Source organism: Sphingobacterium sp. UME9, assembly GCF_014170215.1.
Classification (GTDB): domain Bacteria; phylum Bacteroidota; class Bacteroidia; order Sphingobacteriales; family Sphingobacteriaceae; genus Sphingobacterium; species Sphingobacterium paramultivorum.
Genome location: NZ_LZZP01000003.1, coordinates 462,508 through 479,717, shown reverse-complemented (window position 1 = coordinate 479,717; position 17,210 = coordinate 462,508). Strand labels below are relative to the sequence as shown.

The 17,210-nt window shown below is 41.7% G+C and carries 13 protein-coding genes; 2 read left to right on the top strand and 11 right to left on the bottom strand.

The genetic code is table 11. From position 1 onward, the window contains the following. Positions 1–15: 15 nt before the first annotated feature. From zwf to A9970_RS03425, 5 genes are all read right to left on the bottom strand, one after another. Positions 16–1,497, bottom strand: a complete 1,482-nt coding sequence (gene zwf, locus A9970_RS03445) for a glucose-6-phosphate dehydrogenase (RefSeq protein ID WP_182981306.1) — start codon at positions 1,495–1,497, stop codon at positions 16–18. A gap of 8 nt (positions 1,498–1,505) precedes the next feature. Beyond that, positions 1,506–2,924 (bottom strand): NADP-dependent phosphogluconate dehydrogenase, encoded by a 1,419-nt coding sequence (gene gndA, locus A9970_RS03440; RefSeq protein WP_182981305.1) that lies wholly within the window; start codon positions 2,922–2,924, stop codon positions 1,506–1,508. Positions 2,925–3,425: 501 nt separating this feature from the next. Then, the gene (locus A9970_RS03435) at positions 3,426–4,028 is read right to left on the bottom strand and encodes a DUF4375 domain-containing protein (RefSeq protein WP_182981304.1); all 603 of its coding nucleotides are present in this window, start codon (positions 4,026–4,028) and stop codon (positions 3,426–3,428) included. A gap of 719 nt (positions 4,029–4,747) precedes the next feature. Continuing rightward, the gene (locus tag A9970_RS03430) at positions 4,748–5,233 is read right to left on the bottom strand and encodes a CinA family protein (protein ID WP_182981303.1); all 486 of its coding nucleotides are present in this window, start codon (positions 5,231–5,233) and stop codon (positions 4,748–4,750) included. 78 nt (positions 5,234–5,311) lie between these two features. Beyond that, positions 5,312–5,968, bottom strand: coding sequence for a response regulator transcription factor (locus A9970_RS03425; RefSeq protein ID WP_182981302.1), 657 nt, complete (start codon positions 5,966–5,968; stop codon positions 5,312–5,314). 384 nt (positions 5,969–6,352) lie between these two features. On the opposite strand from A9970_RS03425, the gene A9970_RS03420 reads away from it, so the two are divergent. Together A9970_RS03420 and A9970_RS03415 are read left to right on the top strand one after the other, a co-directional pair. Then, positions 6,353–6,631: a hypothetical protein gene (locus tag A9970_RS03420; RefSeq protein ID WP_182981301.1), complete on the top strand. Its 279-nt coding sequence runs from the start codon at positions 6,353–6,355 to the stop codon at positions 6,629–6,631. Between the two features lie 387 nt (positions 6,632–7,018). Continuing rightward, the gene (locus tag A9970_RS03415) at positions 7,019–7,276 is read left to right on the top strand and encodes a hypothetical protein (RefSeq protein ID WP_182981300.1); all 258 of its coding nucleotides are present in this window, start codon (positions 7,019–7,021) and stop codon (positions 7,274–7,276) included. Between the two features lie 143 nt (positions 7,277–7,419). On the opposite strand, the gene A9970_RS03410 is transcribed toward A9970_RS03415, so the two are convergent. From A9970_RS03410 to A9970_RS03385, 6 genes are all read right to left on the bottom strand, one after another. Next, positions 7,420–8,661: a right-handed parallel beta-helix repeat-containing protein gene (locus A9970_RS03410; protein WP_182981299.1), complete on the bottom strand. Its 1,242-nt coding sequence runs from the start codon at positions 8,659–8,661 to the stop codon at positions 7,420–7,422. 58 nt (positions 8,662–8,719) lie between these two features. Continuing rightward, entirely contained in the window at positions 8,720–10,129 is a 1,410-nt protein-coding gene (locus A9970_RS03405) for an alpha-L-fucosidase (RefSeq protein WP_182981298.1), read from the bottom strand. A 1-nt stretch (position 10,130) separates the two neighbouring features. Next, positions 10,131–11,399 carry a glycoside hydrolase family 88 protein gene (locus tag A9970_RS03400; protein WP_259655322.1) on the bottom strand — a complete coding sequence of 423 codons (1,269 nt, stop codon included), beginning with the start codon at positions 11,397–11,399 and terminating at the stop codon, positions 10,131–10,133. Positions 11,400–11,481: 82 nt separating this feature from the next. Continuing rightward, positions 11,482–12,408, bottom strand: a complete 927-nt coding sequence (locus A9970_RS03395; RefSeq protein ID WP_182981297.1) for a DUF5017 domain-containing protein — start codon at positions 12,406–12,408, stop codon at positions 11,482–11,484. A 23-nt stretch (positions 12,409–12,431) separates the two neighbouring features. Next, complete coding sequence (locus A9970_RS03390) at positions 12,432–14,009, bottom strand: RagB/SusD family nutrient uptake outer membrane protein (protein WP_182981296.1); 1,578 nt, start codon at positions 14,007–14,009, stop codon at positions 12,432–12,434. Positions 14,010–14,013: 4 nt separating this feature from the next. Further along, complete coding sequence (locus A9970_RS03385) at positions 14,014–17,142, bottom strand: TonB-dependent receptor (protein WP_182981295.1); 3,129 nt, start codon at positions 17,140–17,142, stop codon at positions 14,014–14,016. Positions 17,143–17,210 lie beyond the last annotated feature (68 nt).

Here is a 17,210-nt window from a genome sequence, read left to right as displayed (position 1 = left end):
TCTTTTCATTAGATTTTAAACCCACTGATGCCCCTGCCGCTCGACCAGTGCATCACTGTCATCAGGTCCCCAGTTTCCTGAAGCATAATTTGGAAAAGATGGGTCTTTGGTTTTTTCCCAGGTTTCCTGAATCGTTTTTATCACATCCCAAGCTTCTTCTACCTGATCAGAGCGCATAAACAGTGTAAGGTCTCCCACAAGTGCTTCCAATAAAAGAGTTTCATAAGCTTCGGGCGTATCGGTCTGACAGGCAAAATTATCGAAAATCATCTCCACAGGTTTAAGCTCTAAAGACAAACCTGGTTTTTTAGACATAAACTGCAATCTGATGTCCATTTGTGGCTGGATATTAATAACCAATCGGTTTGCCGACAGAAGCGAGGTGCTTTCTGAAAACGTAGAATTTGGAAGTGGCTTAAACTGAATCGTTATATAAGAATGCTTTTCTTTCATCTTCTTACCGGTACGAACATAAAAAGGAACATCCTCCCATCTTTCATTATCCAGATAAAACTTGATAGCGACAAATGTTTCCGTATTGGAATCATGAGCAATTCCCTCTTCCTGGCGATAGCCATTTACTTTTAGCCCGTTTACTTTGCCTCGTCCGTACTGTCCTCTTACGGCATAATGATCTACTTTTTCGGGAGAAATCCTACGGATGGATTTTAAAACATCAACTTTACGATCCCTGATCTCACCCGATTCAAGTGAAGCCGGAGGTTCCATAGCAACCATGCAAAGAATTTGCAAAAGATGGTTCTGAATCATATCGCGCAAAGCTCCTGTCTGCTCATAAAAACTGGCTCTTGTTTCCACACCTACTTCTTCGGCAACCGTAATCTGTACCGATTCTATATGTCTGTGATTCCAAAGAGGTTCAAAAATTGAATTTCCGAACCTGAACGCCAAAATATTCTGAACGGTTTCTTTACCTAAATAATGATCAATGCGATAAATCTGTTCTTCCTGGAAAGTTTGTGAAAGAAGATTATTTAGCTCAATGGCAGATTCTTTATTGTGACCAAAAGGTTTTTCGATAATAATTCGATCTGTTGCAGGATCAGAGGCTATTGACGTATTTTTAAGATGATTTGAAATTACCGATACAAAGTTTGGTGCAATCGACAAATAGAAAAGTCTGTTGCCTCTCATTCCGTACACCTTGTCAAAATTTTCCAGTTTCTGATATAAATTCCGATAAGAGATTTCTTCATCAAGCTGATGCTGAAAATAGCTGATGTGCGCCTGAAAACCAGCCCAATCTTCCTTGATTACAGTTTTCCGGGAAAAACTCTCCAGATTTTCTTTAATATAAGCCCTGAATTTTTCATCCGTATTTTCGGCTCTTCCTAAAGCTAAAATATTAAACCCTTTTGGCATTCTGCCATCGATATATAAATTGTAGAAGGCAGGAAAAAGCTTTCTTTTCGCCAAATCCCCTGTTGCACCAAAAATAACGATCGTTGTTGGATGCAGGATTGTATTGTCACTCATTGTTAGATTCAGTTATTTGGGTTTTGCCATGACGTATGAAAGACTCCTTCTCTGTCAGTTCTTTGGTAAGTGTGTGCACCAAAATAATCACGCTGAGCCTGAAGCAGGTTTACAGGTAAAGATGCTGTGGTATAAGCTTCGAAATACCCTAGAGCCGACTGAATTCCTAAGCTTGGAATTCCGTTTGATACAGCAAAAGCAGCTGTTTTTCTTAATGAAGAAATTTTATCTTTTACAATTTCTGAAATTTCCTGATCCAATAAAATATTAGATAAGTTCTCGTATTTTGAATAAGCCAGATAAAATTTTTCCAATAAAACCGAACGGATGATACATCCACCCCTCCAGATTTTAACAACATCTTTTAACGGAATTTCAAACTGATATTCTTCAGAGGCTTTTACCAATAATGCCAAACCTTGCGCATAACTGATTAAAGTAGATAAATACAAAGCATCCCCCACCTCTTTGATGAACAATTCTGTATTTTCAGGAGTTTGTACTTCTTCTTTAGCATATAATTGCGAAGCTTTCACGCGCTCATCTTTGTAAGCGGATAAAATTCTTGATGTTACTGCAATATCGATGGTTGGAATAGACACCCCAACTTCCATAGCCTCCTGGGAGGTCCATTTTCCGGTTCCTTTTGCTCCTGCTTTATCTAAAATCTTGTCGACAAGAAAACCGTCTGTTACATCATCTTTTTGCTGGAAAATATCTCGTGTTATTTCAATAAGGAAAGAATTCATCTCGCCTTCATTCCATCTTTTGAAAACTTCATACAATTGGTTATTGGTAAGATTAGCTCCTTTTCTCAGTAAATCGTATGCTTCACTGATTAATTGCATGATGGCATATTCAATACCATTGTGAACCATTTTAACGTAATTCCCTGCAGCTCCTTTTCCCATATAAGCGGTGCAGGGCTCCCCCTTTACTTTTGCCGAAATAACTTCCAGCATAGGCTTCACCAAATTGAAAACTTCCAAATCTCCACCCGGCATAATACTCGGTCCTCTTCTCGCCCCCTGCTCTCCTCCAGAAACTCCCATTCCCATAAAATGAAGGTTTTTAGAAGCTAAATCGGCTATACGTCTCTCGGTATCTTTGAAATAAGAATTTCCCGCATCAACGACAACATCTTTTGGACTCAGAAGCGGTGTTATGCTTTCAAGAACAGCATCAACCGGTTTGCCTGCAGGAACCATCAAAATAACTTTTCGCGGACTGTCTAAACTCAACACAAATTCCTCTAGAGAAACAGTTCCAACAACCTTTGTACCTGAAGCAACTCCTTTACGAAGTTCGATTACCTTTTCTTCATCTAAATCGAATCCTACGACAGAAAAACCATTATCGGCAATATTGTAAAGCAGATTTCTTCCCATTACACCCAGACCAATGACCCCGTAATTATACTTTTCCATTCTTACTTAAAGTTTAGTTTATGCATCAAATTTACTGAAATGCATGCCAGCAAAAAAATTATCTAAAATTTTCTTTCAATTGTGACATTAGTTATCGTCGACTGGAAAATGTCATTAGTTAATAATACCTTGATAATGGTATCGTTCAAAACATAAACTAATTCAGGTCCAAACTCTCTAATTTTTAATAGTTACAATTGACTATATGTAAACACATGCTAAAGGTTTGCATGCATTCTTTAACATGCAGTTTTGCCCTTGTAATACAACATTTTGAATAGATGTTACTTTAAAAATCAAAAATGATTTATTCTGCTTATAGTTGTCCCAAAAAATCCACGATATAAAGTTTTTGGACAAAATAAATATATTTGTTATAAATCAGTATACCACTCAAAGCGCTGCAGCACAAAGTCGGCATAGCCTGACTCGACGAGCTCGCGAAACGAACTTTTGGTGACTTGTTCAAAGGGATTGTACAGCATAGGACTAGAATAGGATTTAATCAGTAAACTCTTTCTTGTTCTTTCGGATGTAGTCAACCTGAATTTTTTGCAAGTTTTCAACGTCATTAAGTTTGTAAAATTCCTCGTCAAATTTGTTTAACGGATTGTTCTCATAAGATTTACTAAAACCTTCTACCGTACCATCCTGATCTTCGGTTATTTTCGATTTCTCCTTTTCAAATGTGCTGTTTGCCCGCTCGGTCAGATCAGCAAATTTAGTAGCGCCAACTAATTTCAACGCTTCTGGCAGCGCAGCAGCAAATTGACCGCTTGAATTAAAATAAAACTGGTTATAACCACCATTATTTACTTCTGCTTCTAATCGGCTGATCATATAAATTGCTTGTCTAGATTTGTTCCAAGACAAGACGATTTCATATTCTTTATCATATGCCGCCGATAACTTACGAAAGAGGTTATCATAGACGACTTCCAATAACATGTCATCCGAAGTCGTATCAATAATTTGCTCGGTTAATGGAGTCTGGTTTGATGGCTTACTATTATTTTGCTTCGTAGGTTCAGAACAGCCAAACAAATTTAAAATCATTATTATAATTCCAATGGTAATAATCGGTGTTCGCATTGATTTTATCATCTTTAAATCTTTTTATTACTCAAATATATACATTGATTTGCCATACTTTTGTGTTTTATGTATTTCACAAAAGTATGGCTGCTACTGAGGCTCGGTCTTTTTTTGTTTTTATCAAACCAAGCTCTTAAAAGAATTGTCCATCTATTGTCGATCGTTACGTATCAGTTCAGATTGATTGATTTAATTGTATGGTCAGGTTTTTAGGCCTGGCCATTTTAAACGTATTTTCCGGTCCTATATGGATCTGTCTATAATTTAGTTAAGGGGCTAATCGAACGATTAGTCCTTTTTTTGAAAAATAATGAACCATTCTATCAGAATTATGTTCTTCACCAGGTTAAGTTAGTTTGTTTTAGTAGTTATAAAGGTCGGGGATTCATGTCACCGGCCTTTTTTATTTTTTGTAAACTATTATTCAATTTTAGTTGTACTTACTTTGGATATTTAATGAATAGATTGCAGGCTTGATAGTATCGCATTTATCAGGCCTGCATTTTTGAAAATTCTTTCCTAACAAGGGATCAAAATATATCGGCTGGATCGTTCCAGCCTTTTTTATAAGGTAGGTATTTCCCCGGACTTGATCATCTCCTCAAAAACATCAGCTTGATCTCTGGTGAGCCAAGAGTTGTATTGAAATGTACTCGCCAGCCTTCTGTAAAAGACGATTGCGTTAAAGTAGGTTTGAAAGCCTAAGATAAATTTGCGAGGAATAATTACTAAAATAGCTTTGCAAGTATACTTTCAAAGGTCACCAAAATATTTTCGCCATATTTTTGCTGTGCTTTTGCACCTAAGAAGTTTTTTTTCAATGCTGTTTTTTCGGAAACGATTATCTGCATTTTATAGGATATTGCAAAATATGCATACAACTTAAAATTTGACTCTTCCACTGGGGTTGCATAACCGGTAACACCTATACCAAAATCAGCATTGAACAAGTGTGATGCCTGCAGTGCCATATCTTCTGCGATCTGAGACGACACACAATCACATTCTCTGGCCTCATCCTCATCTATTCCTAATAAATTTACCTTCTCTTCAAGCGTGTAAGCTGTAATCCCACCTTTAAAATTAGCTGCAGCATTTTCGATCTGGGACAGCATAAACTGAAGCTGTCCAGCTGTTACACTTTCGGCCGTTGCGACAGTCTTACGATCAAGTAGCTTGCCAATACGTTGAATTACGTCCTTATCGAGTTCCATCTTATACTTATTAATTTAAAACTATAGCCTTAGCAGACCTTTTATCTACACGGAATCTTAAATCCGTTATTGACCCATTTATTGTAGCAGTTTATTTTCAAAGGCAAACCGCACTAGATCAGCTGTATTTTTTGTTTTTGTTTTATCAATCAGCTGCTGCCGGTGCCCCTCAACTGTTCGTTTACTCAGGAATATCTGATCTGCTATTTCAGCATTTGTAAAACCACGTGAGATCAGTTCCAAAACCATTAATTCCCTTTCAGAAATATCGTAGCGATGAAAAATAGCTTCTTTATCGATATAAATGGGTCTATTTAGTTGAAAATGATCGAGAAATGATAGACCTATTTCCATTGAAATATATCTTTTACCCTGTAATATGTTGAATATACCTTGAACAAGTTCGTCATAATCCGAATTTTTTGATAAAAAGCCAACTGCCCCCGCCCTAAATGCTTCAGCAACGGTATTATTATCCTCGATCATTGATAAAACAGCAACGTCAATTTCTGGATATTTGGCCTTCACTTTATGGATTAATGTAATGCCGCCCATCTCTTCCATTTTGAGATCTGTAATTATAAGATCAGGTGTCTCGCCTTTACTTAAGAATTCTAGCGCCTCAACTCCATCTCCCGCCTCCCCAACAATGGAGAGTTGCTCATGTGACTCCAATATTAGCCTAAAGCCGTTCCTTACCAATGTGTGATCGTCAACAAGTAATATTTTATACATCGTAGTAGAGAAAATCGTGTGTTATATGTATTTCAGAACAATTAGCCTGCCATTTTTACATAACCAGAAAGTTTTAAATCTATATTTTAAAATTTGTAATAATTACTTATGAACCCAGGTATAATTACCTTCCATGAAATATATAGTGCAATTTTATCGTATAAACATTTCCTTATATTTTTTATAAAAAGTTTCCATCGCACTTAAAATTTGATTATGAACTTTCGATGTATTTAGAACCTTATTGCTGAAACTTAATATTCCCAGTTAAAGTACTTCATCAGACTATTACAGTGATTTCAGGTAGTAAATGACTTATATTGCGTAGTTTATCAGTTAACGAAACCGATCCCAAGAAGGTTCACTTTATATATTTATTAAAAGATGAAAAAAAACCAAATTACGCAGGATCGGTATCAGGGTATACTTATCGTTGCATTCGCAATTGTTGCACAACAGGGGCCCGAGGATCTTCCGAACGATGTGCCAGACAATCCTGAAGAGGAATTATCAGAAAATGAACCCGATGAAACTCCAGAAATGCCCGATCAGGATGATTTAGGCATCGACGAAGAACTAGGAAACGAAGAAGAAAATGAATTTCCTGAAATTGACGAACAGGAAGCCAACGACGGAGAGTTAGATAACAATGGAAGTATTTAAAACCAAACTGTCTTTTCGCTGAGTTTCACTTTAAGGGATATAAGATTAATTCGTTTCCTGATAAAATGGATAAGACTTTACCGGAAAGTGGATACCAGCCCGGCGAGATGCCCTAGTTTTATGGCGAAAAACTCAAACAGCTTGGGATCGAAATTTTGAATAAAAAAATTGCCGGCGATTGTTACGTTGACAGAAAATTAATTACTGCAGATAGTCCGTTAGCGGCCGATAAATTCGGAAAAATCTGCGCAAATGAACTTCTTGCCTATGAAAAATCAGAACTGGAACATGAATAGGTAGCGTAAGCCATGTGGATCATTGCAAAATCTTGCGAACGTTTTCAAAATTTGAACGATTATTTTTAAGAACTAATGAATATTTCAATCTATGTCCAAAACTAAAATATATAAAGATATACCGGTTATTTTAACAACGGAAACAGAACAGTTATTTGATTTTGAATTAGGTAAAAGTGGTCAGGTAGGCCAATATGCCAAAATATCGTCTGAAGGATACGAGCTAATTATAGGAGAGGATCTCAGTTACCTGGACGGAGATATGCCCGAGAAATGGAGGCAACCTGCTGTTCAGAAACTACTTGCTTTAGTAAGGGATGATAACAAAACAATCGGTGATTTAAATTAATTCTTTTTTAAATACAAGCCCCCCTTATTAACCGATAAGGGAGGTTTTTTGACTAGATGATCATTACGGTCCAAAACTATTGTAAAAAAATGACACTGGCATTTCTCGTAAACTACAATGGTACAAAAATGGAGCTATTAGCGTTAGTAATTGCCCGATTGACTTACACCTGCCGCAAGCGAAAGAAAAGGCAAGTGTAGATCATTGTTGAATACCCCACCACCCGATAGATTAAACTGCGCGCTGCTAAAGCCATTGGATCCCGAAATACTAATTGATCCATTTGGCATCTCGTTGCCGGATATCAGAATTGACTCTTCCTGTCCGGTAACACCGCTCTGCCGCCAATAGCCGATTCCACCATACATACCTCCGGTCAATGAATCCAGGTAAATCTTGTTGTTCTTGACCTGTACATTTTTAAGATACTGGTACGAGGAAGGTTCAATATAGATATACAGTAAAATGCCCGAAGTATGGAATTCATTGTTGAGGATAGCCAAGTTCTGCCCGTTCCGAGCTTTAATAGCACCACCGCTTCCATTCGCCGGCCAGCCTTTGATCACATTGTTCTGTATTGTCAAGCCGTTAAAACTATGTGCATAAATACCATGATCGGTATTAGCATCTTCATTATTGAAAGATACATTGCGTAAAATAGTATTTCCACTGATCAGGCTATTGCTTTGAGAATTATCATTTATCGCCGTGATAAAGTAACCCGTTGTGCCAGCATTGCCAAAGGTATTGTTGATGACCTTTGAATTTGTACTGCCCGACCCGTTCCACACCCCTCTTCCACTGTTTCCCTGCCTCCTGGAGAATACACAGTTTGAAACGGTGGCTTTATCCGTGCCGATCAGGCGAATGTAAGCATCATGCAGATCATTCGATTTGTTGCTGCCTGCTTTCTTAATACCATAGTCAAAAATACACCATTTAAAAGTGACGTCAGACGCATTATTGATGTAAAAAGTAAGATTCCAAAATGTAATGCCCGAGAATGTACAGCCAGCAACATTGGCCGCACTGTAGGTCTGCCGAAGCAGCTGACTGTCCGATGACCGGGCATCGAATATGGGGTTTGTATTTCCGCTTTTCATAAGCGCAATACCGGGCTTCATCAACAGGGCACCATCAATAAGATAAGTGCCGGCTTCTACCCACACGGTATCGCCGGCACTTGCCTGCGCGATTACAGCATTGATTTCTGCCAGTGTCATTCCGGCAGAAACCAGGCCAGAGCCGGACAGACTGCTTTTTGCTACCGAACTACCGTATAAGGAGAGATGGGTTGCTGTTGTGGAATCGAGTCCTTCCAATGGGCTGGAACAAGAATTTAGCAGCAGACCGAGTACCGCAAAATTGAAAATGATCTTTTTCATCTGGTTATAATTTGGTTGTGAATATCCTTTCTTTCCTTTTATTGACGTGTTGTATACCTTATGACTGGCCAACAAGTGTTACCTTGAAAACATAAACAGGTATCTCTCCGCCTGTCGCTGAAGGGACAGGAAGATGTAATGCTTTAGCGTCCTGTTTCCATTTGATTTTCTGCTTGCTTCCCAATAGCGTAATTTTAGCTATTTGCGCCTGACCTGCTGCCAGACTTTTTACCGCGGCAAAGTCGGTCTTTGCACTTCGTACAAACACATAGACAAAGCCATCCTTTGTCGTAAAACGTATGTCGGACACAATATCTTTTGAGGTTGCATCATTTTCTGCGTCTTTGATCGTTTGTTGCCCCGCGATCTCGGCTTCCTCCTCATGTAATTGGTTTCCTTCGCTTTGTATTTTCCATTCGCCTGACCCGTATATTGCCTCTGCATTGCGGCTCATCCAATCTCCAATACTCCGTAATCGGTCCATACTTTCCACAGGAAAGGTACCATCCCCTTTCGGGCCGATATTCAGCAGTAGATTTCCACCTCTACTAACCACTTCTACAAGATTTCTAACCAATATTTCGGGACTTTTCCAGACTGTATCATGCTTATTAAAACCCCAATTGCGACTCATTGTGATGCAGGCCTCCCATTTGCCCTTTGCTTTATTCATTAGGGATTGCTCAACGACTTCGTAGTCGCCCAGGTGATTGCCGATACGACTATTGATGATGCAATTGGGCTGTAAATCGGTAATGAACTGTTGGATTTCTGTACTTTGTTCTTTAGTAAAGAGTTCGGGCGTATCAAACCATATTATACCAATGGGACCATACTGTGTCAATAATTCGTGTAATTGTGGTTTTACTTTTCGCTCGATATATTTTGATAAATCTTTGGCGTCTTCATTTGGATAATCCCAGAAGTTGCTTCGTCCGGCCTTGCTAGGCCAATTGGTAGGGACATCCGGATCTGCCCAGTCCCGCCCTAAAGAATAGTAAAAGCAAAGTTTTAAATCATAACGTTTGCAGGCATCAGCCAGGTCCCGCATTGGGTCCCGCTGCCAGGGAGTCTGTTGGACAACATTATAATCGCTGCTGGGGGAGTTAAACATGGCAAATCCATCGTGATGTTTTGCTGTAATGACAATGTATTTCATGCCGGCCCCCTTGGCGGCCTGTGCCCAGCTGTCGGCATCAAATGCAGTAGGGTTAAAATCTTTGGCGATCTGCGCATACTGTTGCAGTGGTATCCTTTCATATAACATAAAATGTTCACCGCCCCGTGTTGGCCTGCCATTCCAGTCACCGGCAGTCTGAGAATATAGGCCCCAGTGGATAAATAGTCCAAATCTGGATGCTGACCACCAGGCCATCTTATCTGAGGTGCCCATAGGCTGTTGCTGGGCGGACGACCATAGTGAACAGCCCAACAAGAAGCACGACAATAGTATTGTTTTAATCTTCATACTAGGCCCCATTTAGTTTCCTGTAGCGTAGCAACGCTTCTAAAAAGTAGTAATCTGCATAGATGAGCGGAACATCAATTTCACTTTTATGTGGCATGCTTCCTGTCGAGTGCTTAAGGATGAAGCCGCCATTGGTCCCTTTTTCAGCCAGGTATTCGCTGGAGGAGAGCGATTTCAACGTGTTTTCGGCAAAGTCATAATAGCGTTTGGCATCTGTTCCGGTCGTATAGGTGGACAATTCCAGCAAGGCTGCGCTGACCAGTGCCGCTGCCGACGCATCCCGTGGTATATAGTTCAGCTTTCGGTTTGCATAATCCACATCCGGTCGGTATCCTTCCTGGTCAGCATTAAAATCCCAATAGGGAACATTATCCTTTGGCAGATTGGGATGATTCATATAAAAATCTGCCGCTTTCCTGGCTGCACCCAGATATTTACTGTCCTTGGTCTCGCGGTAGAGCAGCGTATAGCCATAGATTGCCCAGCCCTGCCCTCTAGACCAGGTTGAATTGTCGGCATAGCCCTGATTGGTCTGCTGATGCAGGACTGCTCCCGTATTGGGATCATAGTCTACCACATGGTAGGTGCTGTAATCGGGCCTGAAATGATTCTTCAGGGTATGGTCGGCATGACTGATGGCGGCATTTTTGTATTTGGGGTCTCCAGTTAATGTTGATGCAAAAAATAACAGCTCCAGGTTCATCATATTATCGATGATCACCGGATATTTCCATACCGTTTTTCCGTCCCAGGAAGCTTTTTCATTCCAGGATTTGATCAGTCCAACTTTCGGATCAAAGCGCTTCAGGGCAGACTCTGCTGAATGTACGACGAGCTGTTGGTATTTTTTGATCTTTGTAGAATCGTCCTCCAGCCGTAAAGCATTGCCATACGAACAGTACATCACAAAACCAATGTCATGATGTTGAGTAAGATCCTTCGCCTTTTCCAGTTTTTCGGTCCATGCTGTGGCCTGAGCTTTGACCTGGGGATCTTTTGTATACTCGTAAATATACCAAAGCGCGCCCGGGAAAAAGCCGCCTGTCCAATCCCATTCATCAGTTCCCACCACATGGCCTGTTGTATCCAGCGTCCGAGGAAAGTTGCTGTTATCAAGGAGCAGATCATATTGCGCTCTGGCTCGCGTAAAGTCGGCAGCCACAAAATCGGAACTGTTCTGCTTGGTGCGCTGCTGCGCACAGGAAAAGAAGGTTGTCAAAAGAAATAAGAATATCATTTTAAGTCCAAAAGGATAATGTGTCTGATTCATAAGATTTTATTTACTGCTCTGTTGATTCTTGTATATTATATTTTCGGGCAATGTCGGATTATTTTTTCCGCATGCACCGGTTTCATTCCGTCACTTCCAGTTCGACTATTTTGACTACTGGATATTCTCCGTACACATTGCTATTATTGCCAACGAAAGTAATTTCATAAGTCCCGGGAGCTGTGAAAGTGTAAGCATAGGTATCCATACGAGTGCTCATATTTTTGAGCGCTACCCCTTTGTCCGGTGTCACACTGGTCAGGTCCAGCGGTTTTGAGATAGCCCACACCTGATTGGAGCCTATTGTTGCTCCGCCACCTTGAAAGCGTAGTCCCGCACTGCTTAATAACCAGGAGACAGGAGAGTTTTCCAGACCGATTGAGGTCCAGGCTGCACCTTGCAGATTTGCTATCGGCAAGGTAATACCCTCTGTTGTTTCCGTATTTAGGCTGAACTGATTGATCCACCAACGGGGCTGTGTCGATCCGGTATTCCCCGTGTATTTAAAAGCAAAATAAACCATGGCATTCGCATTCAGATTAAAACCCGATGCACTTAATTTCGACAGATCAACTTGTCCCGAGGATACGTAGGTAGCGTCATTGGCCTGGATGCCAGATAACGTAAATGCGGCGGTAATATCCACCCAGTCGCTCTCCTTGATCGCATCAGGCTGATAAACTCCTGCAAATTGCTGCGATACCAGTAGGCGGAGAGAATTCGGCTGTTGCACATCCGAACCATAACGGCGGTTGCTCGAAAACTCCAGTGTCACAGCCTGTGGAATGGCTTTGGTACGCTCCCGGTAAACGTACTTATGGCCTTCTTCACCAGAGAAGAACGTCAGCTGGTCGGGATTGCCACTGATATGGAACAACACTTGCTCACCAACTTTATAGCTATTTTTATCGGTATGGACTTCTAAGTTCAAAGGGATGGCCTCTTTTTTCTCGCATGATTGTAGGATCGGCAGTACGAGAAGCGATGCTATATAAATATATCTTTTCATAATTTTCACATTATTAGCTGGTGTTACCATGCGGGATTTTGCGTCATCAAGTTATTCAGGGATAGTTCGTTGATCGGAATAGGGAAATACGTATCGCGATCACTGACATTATTGAACGCCAATGCCATGTACCGATAATCGGCCGGCGCCAACTGGTTATACTGTTGGGCAACGAGTTTCATTTCGGCAATGAAAGTACCATAACGTACGAGATCAAATTTCCGCAACCCTTCGTAGCATAATTCCCGAAAGCGTTCCTCCCGTATAGCTATTCGCATTTCGCTTTCATTGGTTAGCTCATTATTCCGGTTTGAAGCATTTGCACGGCCACGTACTTCCTGAAGTGCATTTTTGGCACGAACTGTGGGGCCATTCACTTCATTTTCGGCTTCAGCAAACATCAACAGAACATCAGCATAACGTAATAGCGGAAAATTAATTGGCGTATAATTCCTGTTTTTAGGCTTTAAGGTCTCGTAATCTCTTCTAAATTTGGCGACATGCCTACGCTCAATTTCCGCTGCCGTATAGAATACGGAGTCTGTGATCAAGTTGTTGGCATGGTTGTACCGATAACTGGCGATATTCCAGTCCCGGCGTTTGTCTGTGGGTTCGTAAGATTCAAAGAGCTTGCGCGTGGCAGCCAACAGACCATAGCTAAAGCCTTTGGCCTCATCGCTGGTCTGTATGCCACTTTGATTGCCAATGCGCCCAGCCTCAAAATCACCACTACGATTGCCGTAGAATTCTACCTCCCAGATGGATTCGCTGATATTATACCGGTCTGCCGCCATATCTGTAAAGATCTTTTTGTAATCTGCGACAAGGCTATGTTTATAATCTCCCCCTTGTGGAAAGACCAGTTTGCTTGACCATTCCAATGCTTTTTGATACTTGGATGCGTCATTGAGCGGAGCTCCGGCCATTTTTAGGTATACCCGGGCCAAGATGCCCCGGACGGCAGATTTTGTAACGCGGCCAGCATGACCATACGCCTGAATATCCTTGACCATGGAATCCGCTGCTTCCATCTCCTGCACAATAAAATTATAAACTTCCGTCTGTGGCGTACGTGCGATATTGACATCACTTACCGAACTTGTAGGCACTGTTTTCAAAGGAACGTCCCCCCAGTTGCTGACCAGAATAAAATAGTAATAGGCCCGCAAAAACCTGACTTCACCTATCACAGCCTGTTTATCAGAAGCAGCCATCTGTACGGCCTCAATTTTACTCAGAAAAAAATTGGCCCGTTCAATACCCTCATATAGAAATCGCCAGATATCATTGATTTTTGGATTAGAAGCATCGTAACTATAGATTTCTGGTCCAGCGAGATAAGATGAGCGAAAATAGGCCCCCTCATCACCCAGGGTCAGGTAGCTCGAATAGGTGGATCCGTAAAAGTCTTCCCTGCCGAGAATATCGTATACGCCAACAAGTCCGGTCATCACCTCCTTTTCATTCTGATAATAATTTTCCTTGACCACATCAAAGGGCTGCTTGTCCAAAAATTTAGAACATCCTGAAAAAATTGAAGTCGACACTACTAAACACAAGAAGATTAAATGTTTATATTTTTTTGTTAATGCTATTTTCATAAGATTACAGATTAAGGTTGATACCAAATACAAAGGTTTTGGGTCTTGGGTAAGACGAATAGTCAAAGCCGGGCGTCAGCGCCGAGTAGTACACAGCAACCTCGGGATCATATCCTGAGTAATTGGTAAGTGTCCATATATTCTGTACGGAGGCATAGATACGCAGGCTTTTGATTTTCCACTTGTCTAACAGCCCCTTATCAAAAGTATAACCTATAGATCCTGTTTTTAGGCGCAGGTATGAGCCATCTTCGATAATCCGGGTCGAATAGACATTAGGCCCCTGACCTCCCACACGAGGCATGGTAGAAGAAGTGTTTTCCGGTGTCCATCGGTCCGCATAGCTCGCAAATTGATTGAGATGTGCTTTACTGCCATTTTCAAACAACAGCCTATTGGCATTGACAATATCGTTTCCGTAGGACCACTGGAAAAATAAGTGGAGATCAAAATTCTTGTATTTAAAGGTATTCGCAAATCCCCCCTGGTGAATGGGATATCCACGTCCGATCACTGTTCTGTCAAGATTATCCACCACCAGATCCCCATTGAGATCCTTATACTTCACGTCGCCGGGGCGAATCGAGCTACGTGTATTTCCATTGGTCGCCACCGTCTGTTTTAAGAGGTAACTGCCATTGGGCTGTTGGTCAAAGTCTTCATATTGATAGACACCATCCCAGAGGTATCCATACATCTGTCCGAGCGGCTGATTGATTTTGGCAATATATAAGGGAGTAGTTCTGTAATCCTGATCCCAGGCCAGTGCCGTGGTTAGGCTTTCCTGGTTTTCGGTAAGTTCAACCACTTTATTTCGGTTAAAGGAAATGTTGAAGGAACTATTCCAGCTAAAATTGGCTTTTTGGATGATATCTCCCGATAAGGTCAATTCAATCCCCTTGTTGCTAGTTTCACCTATATTTTTAAAGGCATTGCTATAGCCCGTGGTGGAGGGTAATGCTGCATAGAGCAGGAGATCGTAGGTGCGCTTGTGGTAATAATCCGCCGTCAGCATCAACCTGTTTTTAAAAAGCCCCAGATCGATGCCGGCATTGCGCTGCGCCGTGCTTTCCCAGCGCAGATCCGGTGTTCCGATACCAAGGTACATCCCTTGTAAAAGCTCATTTCCCCAGGAGTAGTAACCGTTGGTGCTGACACTGGTATTTTCAAAGTACACAGGCGAAAAGGAAGCATATTCACTCACCCTGTTATTTCCTGTAATTCCATAACCCAGTCTCAGTTTCGCATCCGAGAAAAGTTGCTGATTTTTCATAAAGGGTTCATTGATCAGTCGCCAGGCAAATGCAGCAGAGGGAAAGTACCCATATCTGTTATTGCCAACGAACTTGGATGAGCCATCTGCCCGAAACGATGCGGTTAGGAGGTAGCGGCTTTTGTAATTATAGTTTACACGGCCCAGATACGAGAGCATGGACCATTCCGATTGCAGAGAGGTGACAGGTTGGGGCACCCCTTCACTCAGGCCTGCCAGCCCCTTGATCTCGTTGGGCAGATGAATGGCTGAAAAGCCATACCTATGGTACTTGTTGCCCTGAAAAGTGATCCCAACAACCGCATTCAGGGAATGGTCTTTAAATTTTTTGTTGTAGGTCAACAGGTTTTCGTTGAGCCAAGTGTTGCTCTGCGTGTAGAGAATCGAACCGTTTACGCCATTTGTGCTTCCGGCAAAACCATATCGGGTGCGTGAATTGTTGTATGTGTCCAGCCGTGTATCCGAATTGTTAATACCGCCATTAATCCGCAGTTTTAGTGCCGGCGAGAACGCATATTCTGCATAACCGTTCACAATAAGCCGATTATTGTAGTTTTTGCGGAGCTCATTCTGAGCAGAAAGTATGGGGTTGAACCGATAGTCGTTGGTGGGATTAGCGAGATCGTCTGTTGGATCATTCAAAAGGTCTTCATCGGCAAAAGCAATGGGCCGGTAGCCCCATACGCTGTACATCAGGTAGTTCATGGCGGAGAATGCCGATTCAGGAGCCGCGGGATTGCTGCCATCAGTAAGTGTGCCGGTATACATGGCATTGATACCGACTTTTAGTTTCTGAAAACTCTGATCGAGCGTGATCTTCCCTTGTTTGCGGTCAAATCCCGAATTAATGATAATACCCTGCTGACCAAAGATATTACCTGAAACGGAATATTTTGTGTTGCTGTTGCCGCCCATGACCGAGAGGCTGTGGTTGTGCATCACTCCGTCCCTAAAAATATGCTGCTGCCAGTCGTTGCTCGGTACAGACCTATAGTCTTCTAATGTCTTTCCTTCGTTAAAATAAGTGAGCTGCGAGCCGACAGGATCGCGTTCCGCCTGCAAACGGACAAATTCATAGCCATTCATCAGATCCATGCTATTGATAATCTGCTGCGATCCTATATAGCCACTATAACTGATCTGTGGAGCTCCTGCTTCGCCCTTTTTTGTCGTGATCAAAATAACACCGTTTGCACCACGTGCACCGTATATCGCAGTGGCAGATGCATCTTTCAGCACTTCGATCGAAGCGATTTCATCCGGATTAAGGACATTACTGTTCGCATTTTCTATTGGAAAACCATCGATGACATACAGGGGTGAATTATCCTGTGTCAGGGAATTGGCCCCGCGGATCACAATGTTCATCTCACTGCCCGGTTTCCCGCTTTCTGATGTGACCTGTACACCGGCTACACGACCGGCCAATGCTTCCAGTGCAGAACCAACGGGAGCCTTCTTGATATCCTGCATATTGACTGATCCCACCGAACCTGTAAGGTCTTTTCGTTGCACTTCACCGTACCCGATTACAACAACTTCATCTAAGGATTTATTGGTCTGGACGAGTTTTATCTTCAGCACTTTAGCATCTTTTACAGCAACTTCTTGTTCATCATAACCGATAAATCTAAAGATAAGTACAGCTGAAGTGTCCGAGACCTGAAAGGAGAAGCGGCCATTAAGGTCCGTGGTTCCTTTTGTACTGGAGCTCTTTTGCAAAATACTTACACCGGGCAATGGCTTTCCGGTAACTATATCGGTTACTATTCCGCTGATCTGCTGCTTTTGTGCATAGAGCTGCGGAACTTGGAACAGGCAGGTCGCTCCCAATACGATTGTTTTTATATGCGGTATCATATTTTACATTTAATAAATTGATTACACTTTATGATTGGTTTTCGGGCAATCCGACATGAGGTAGTATT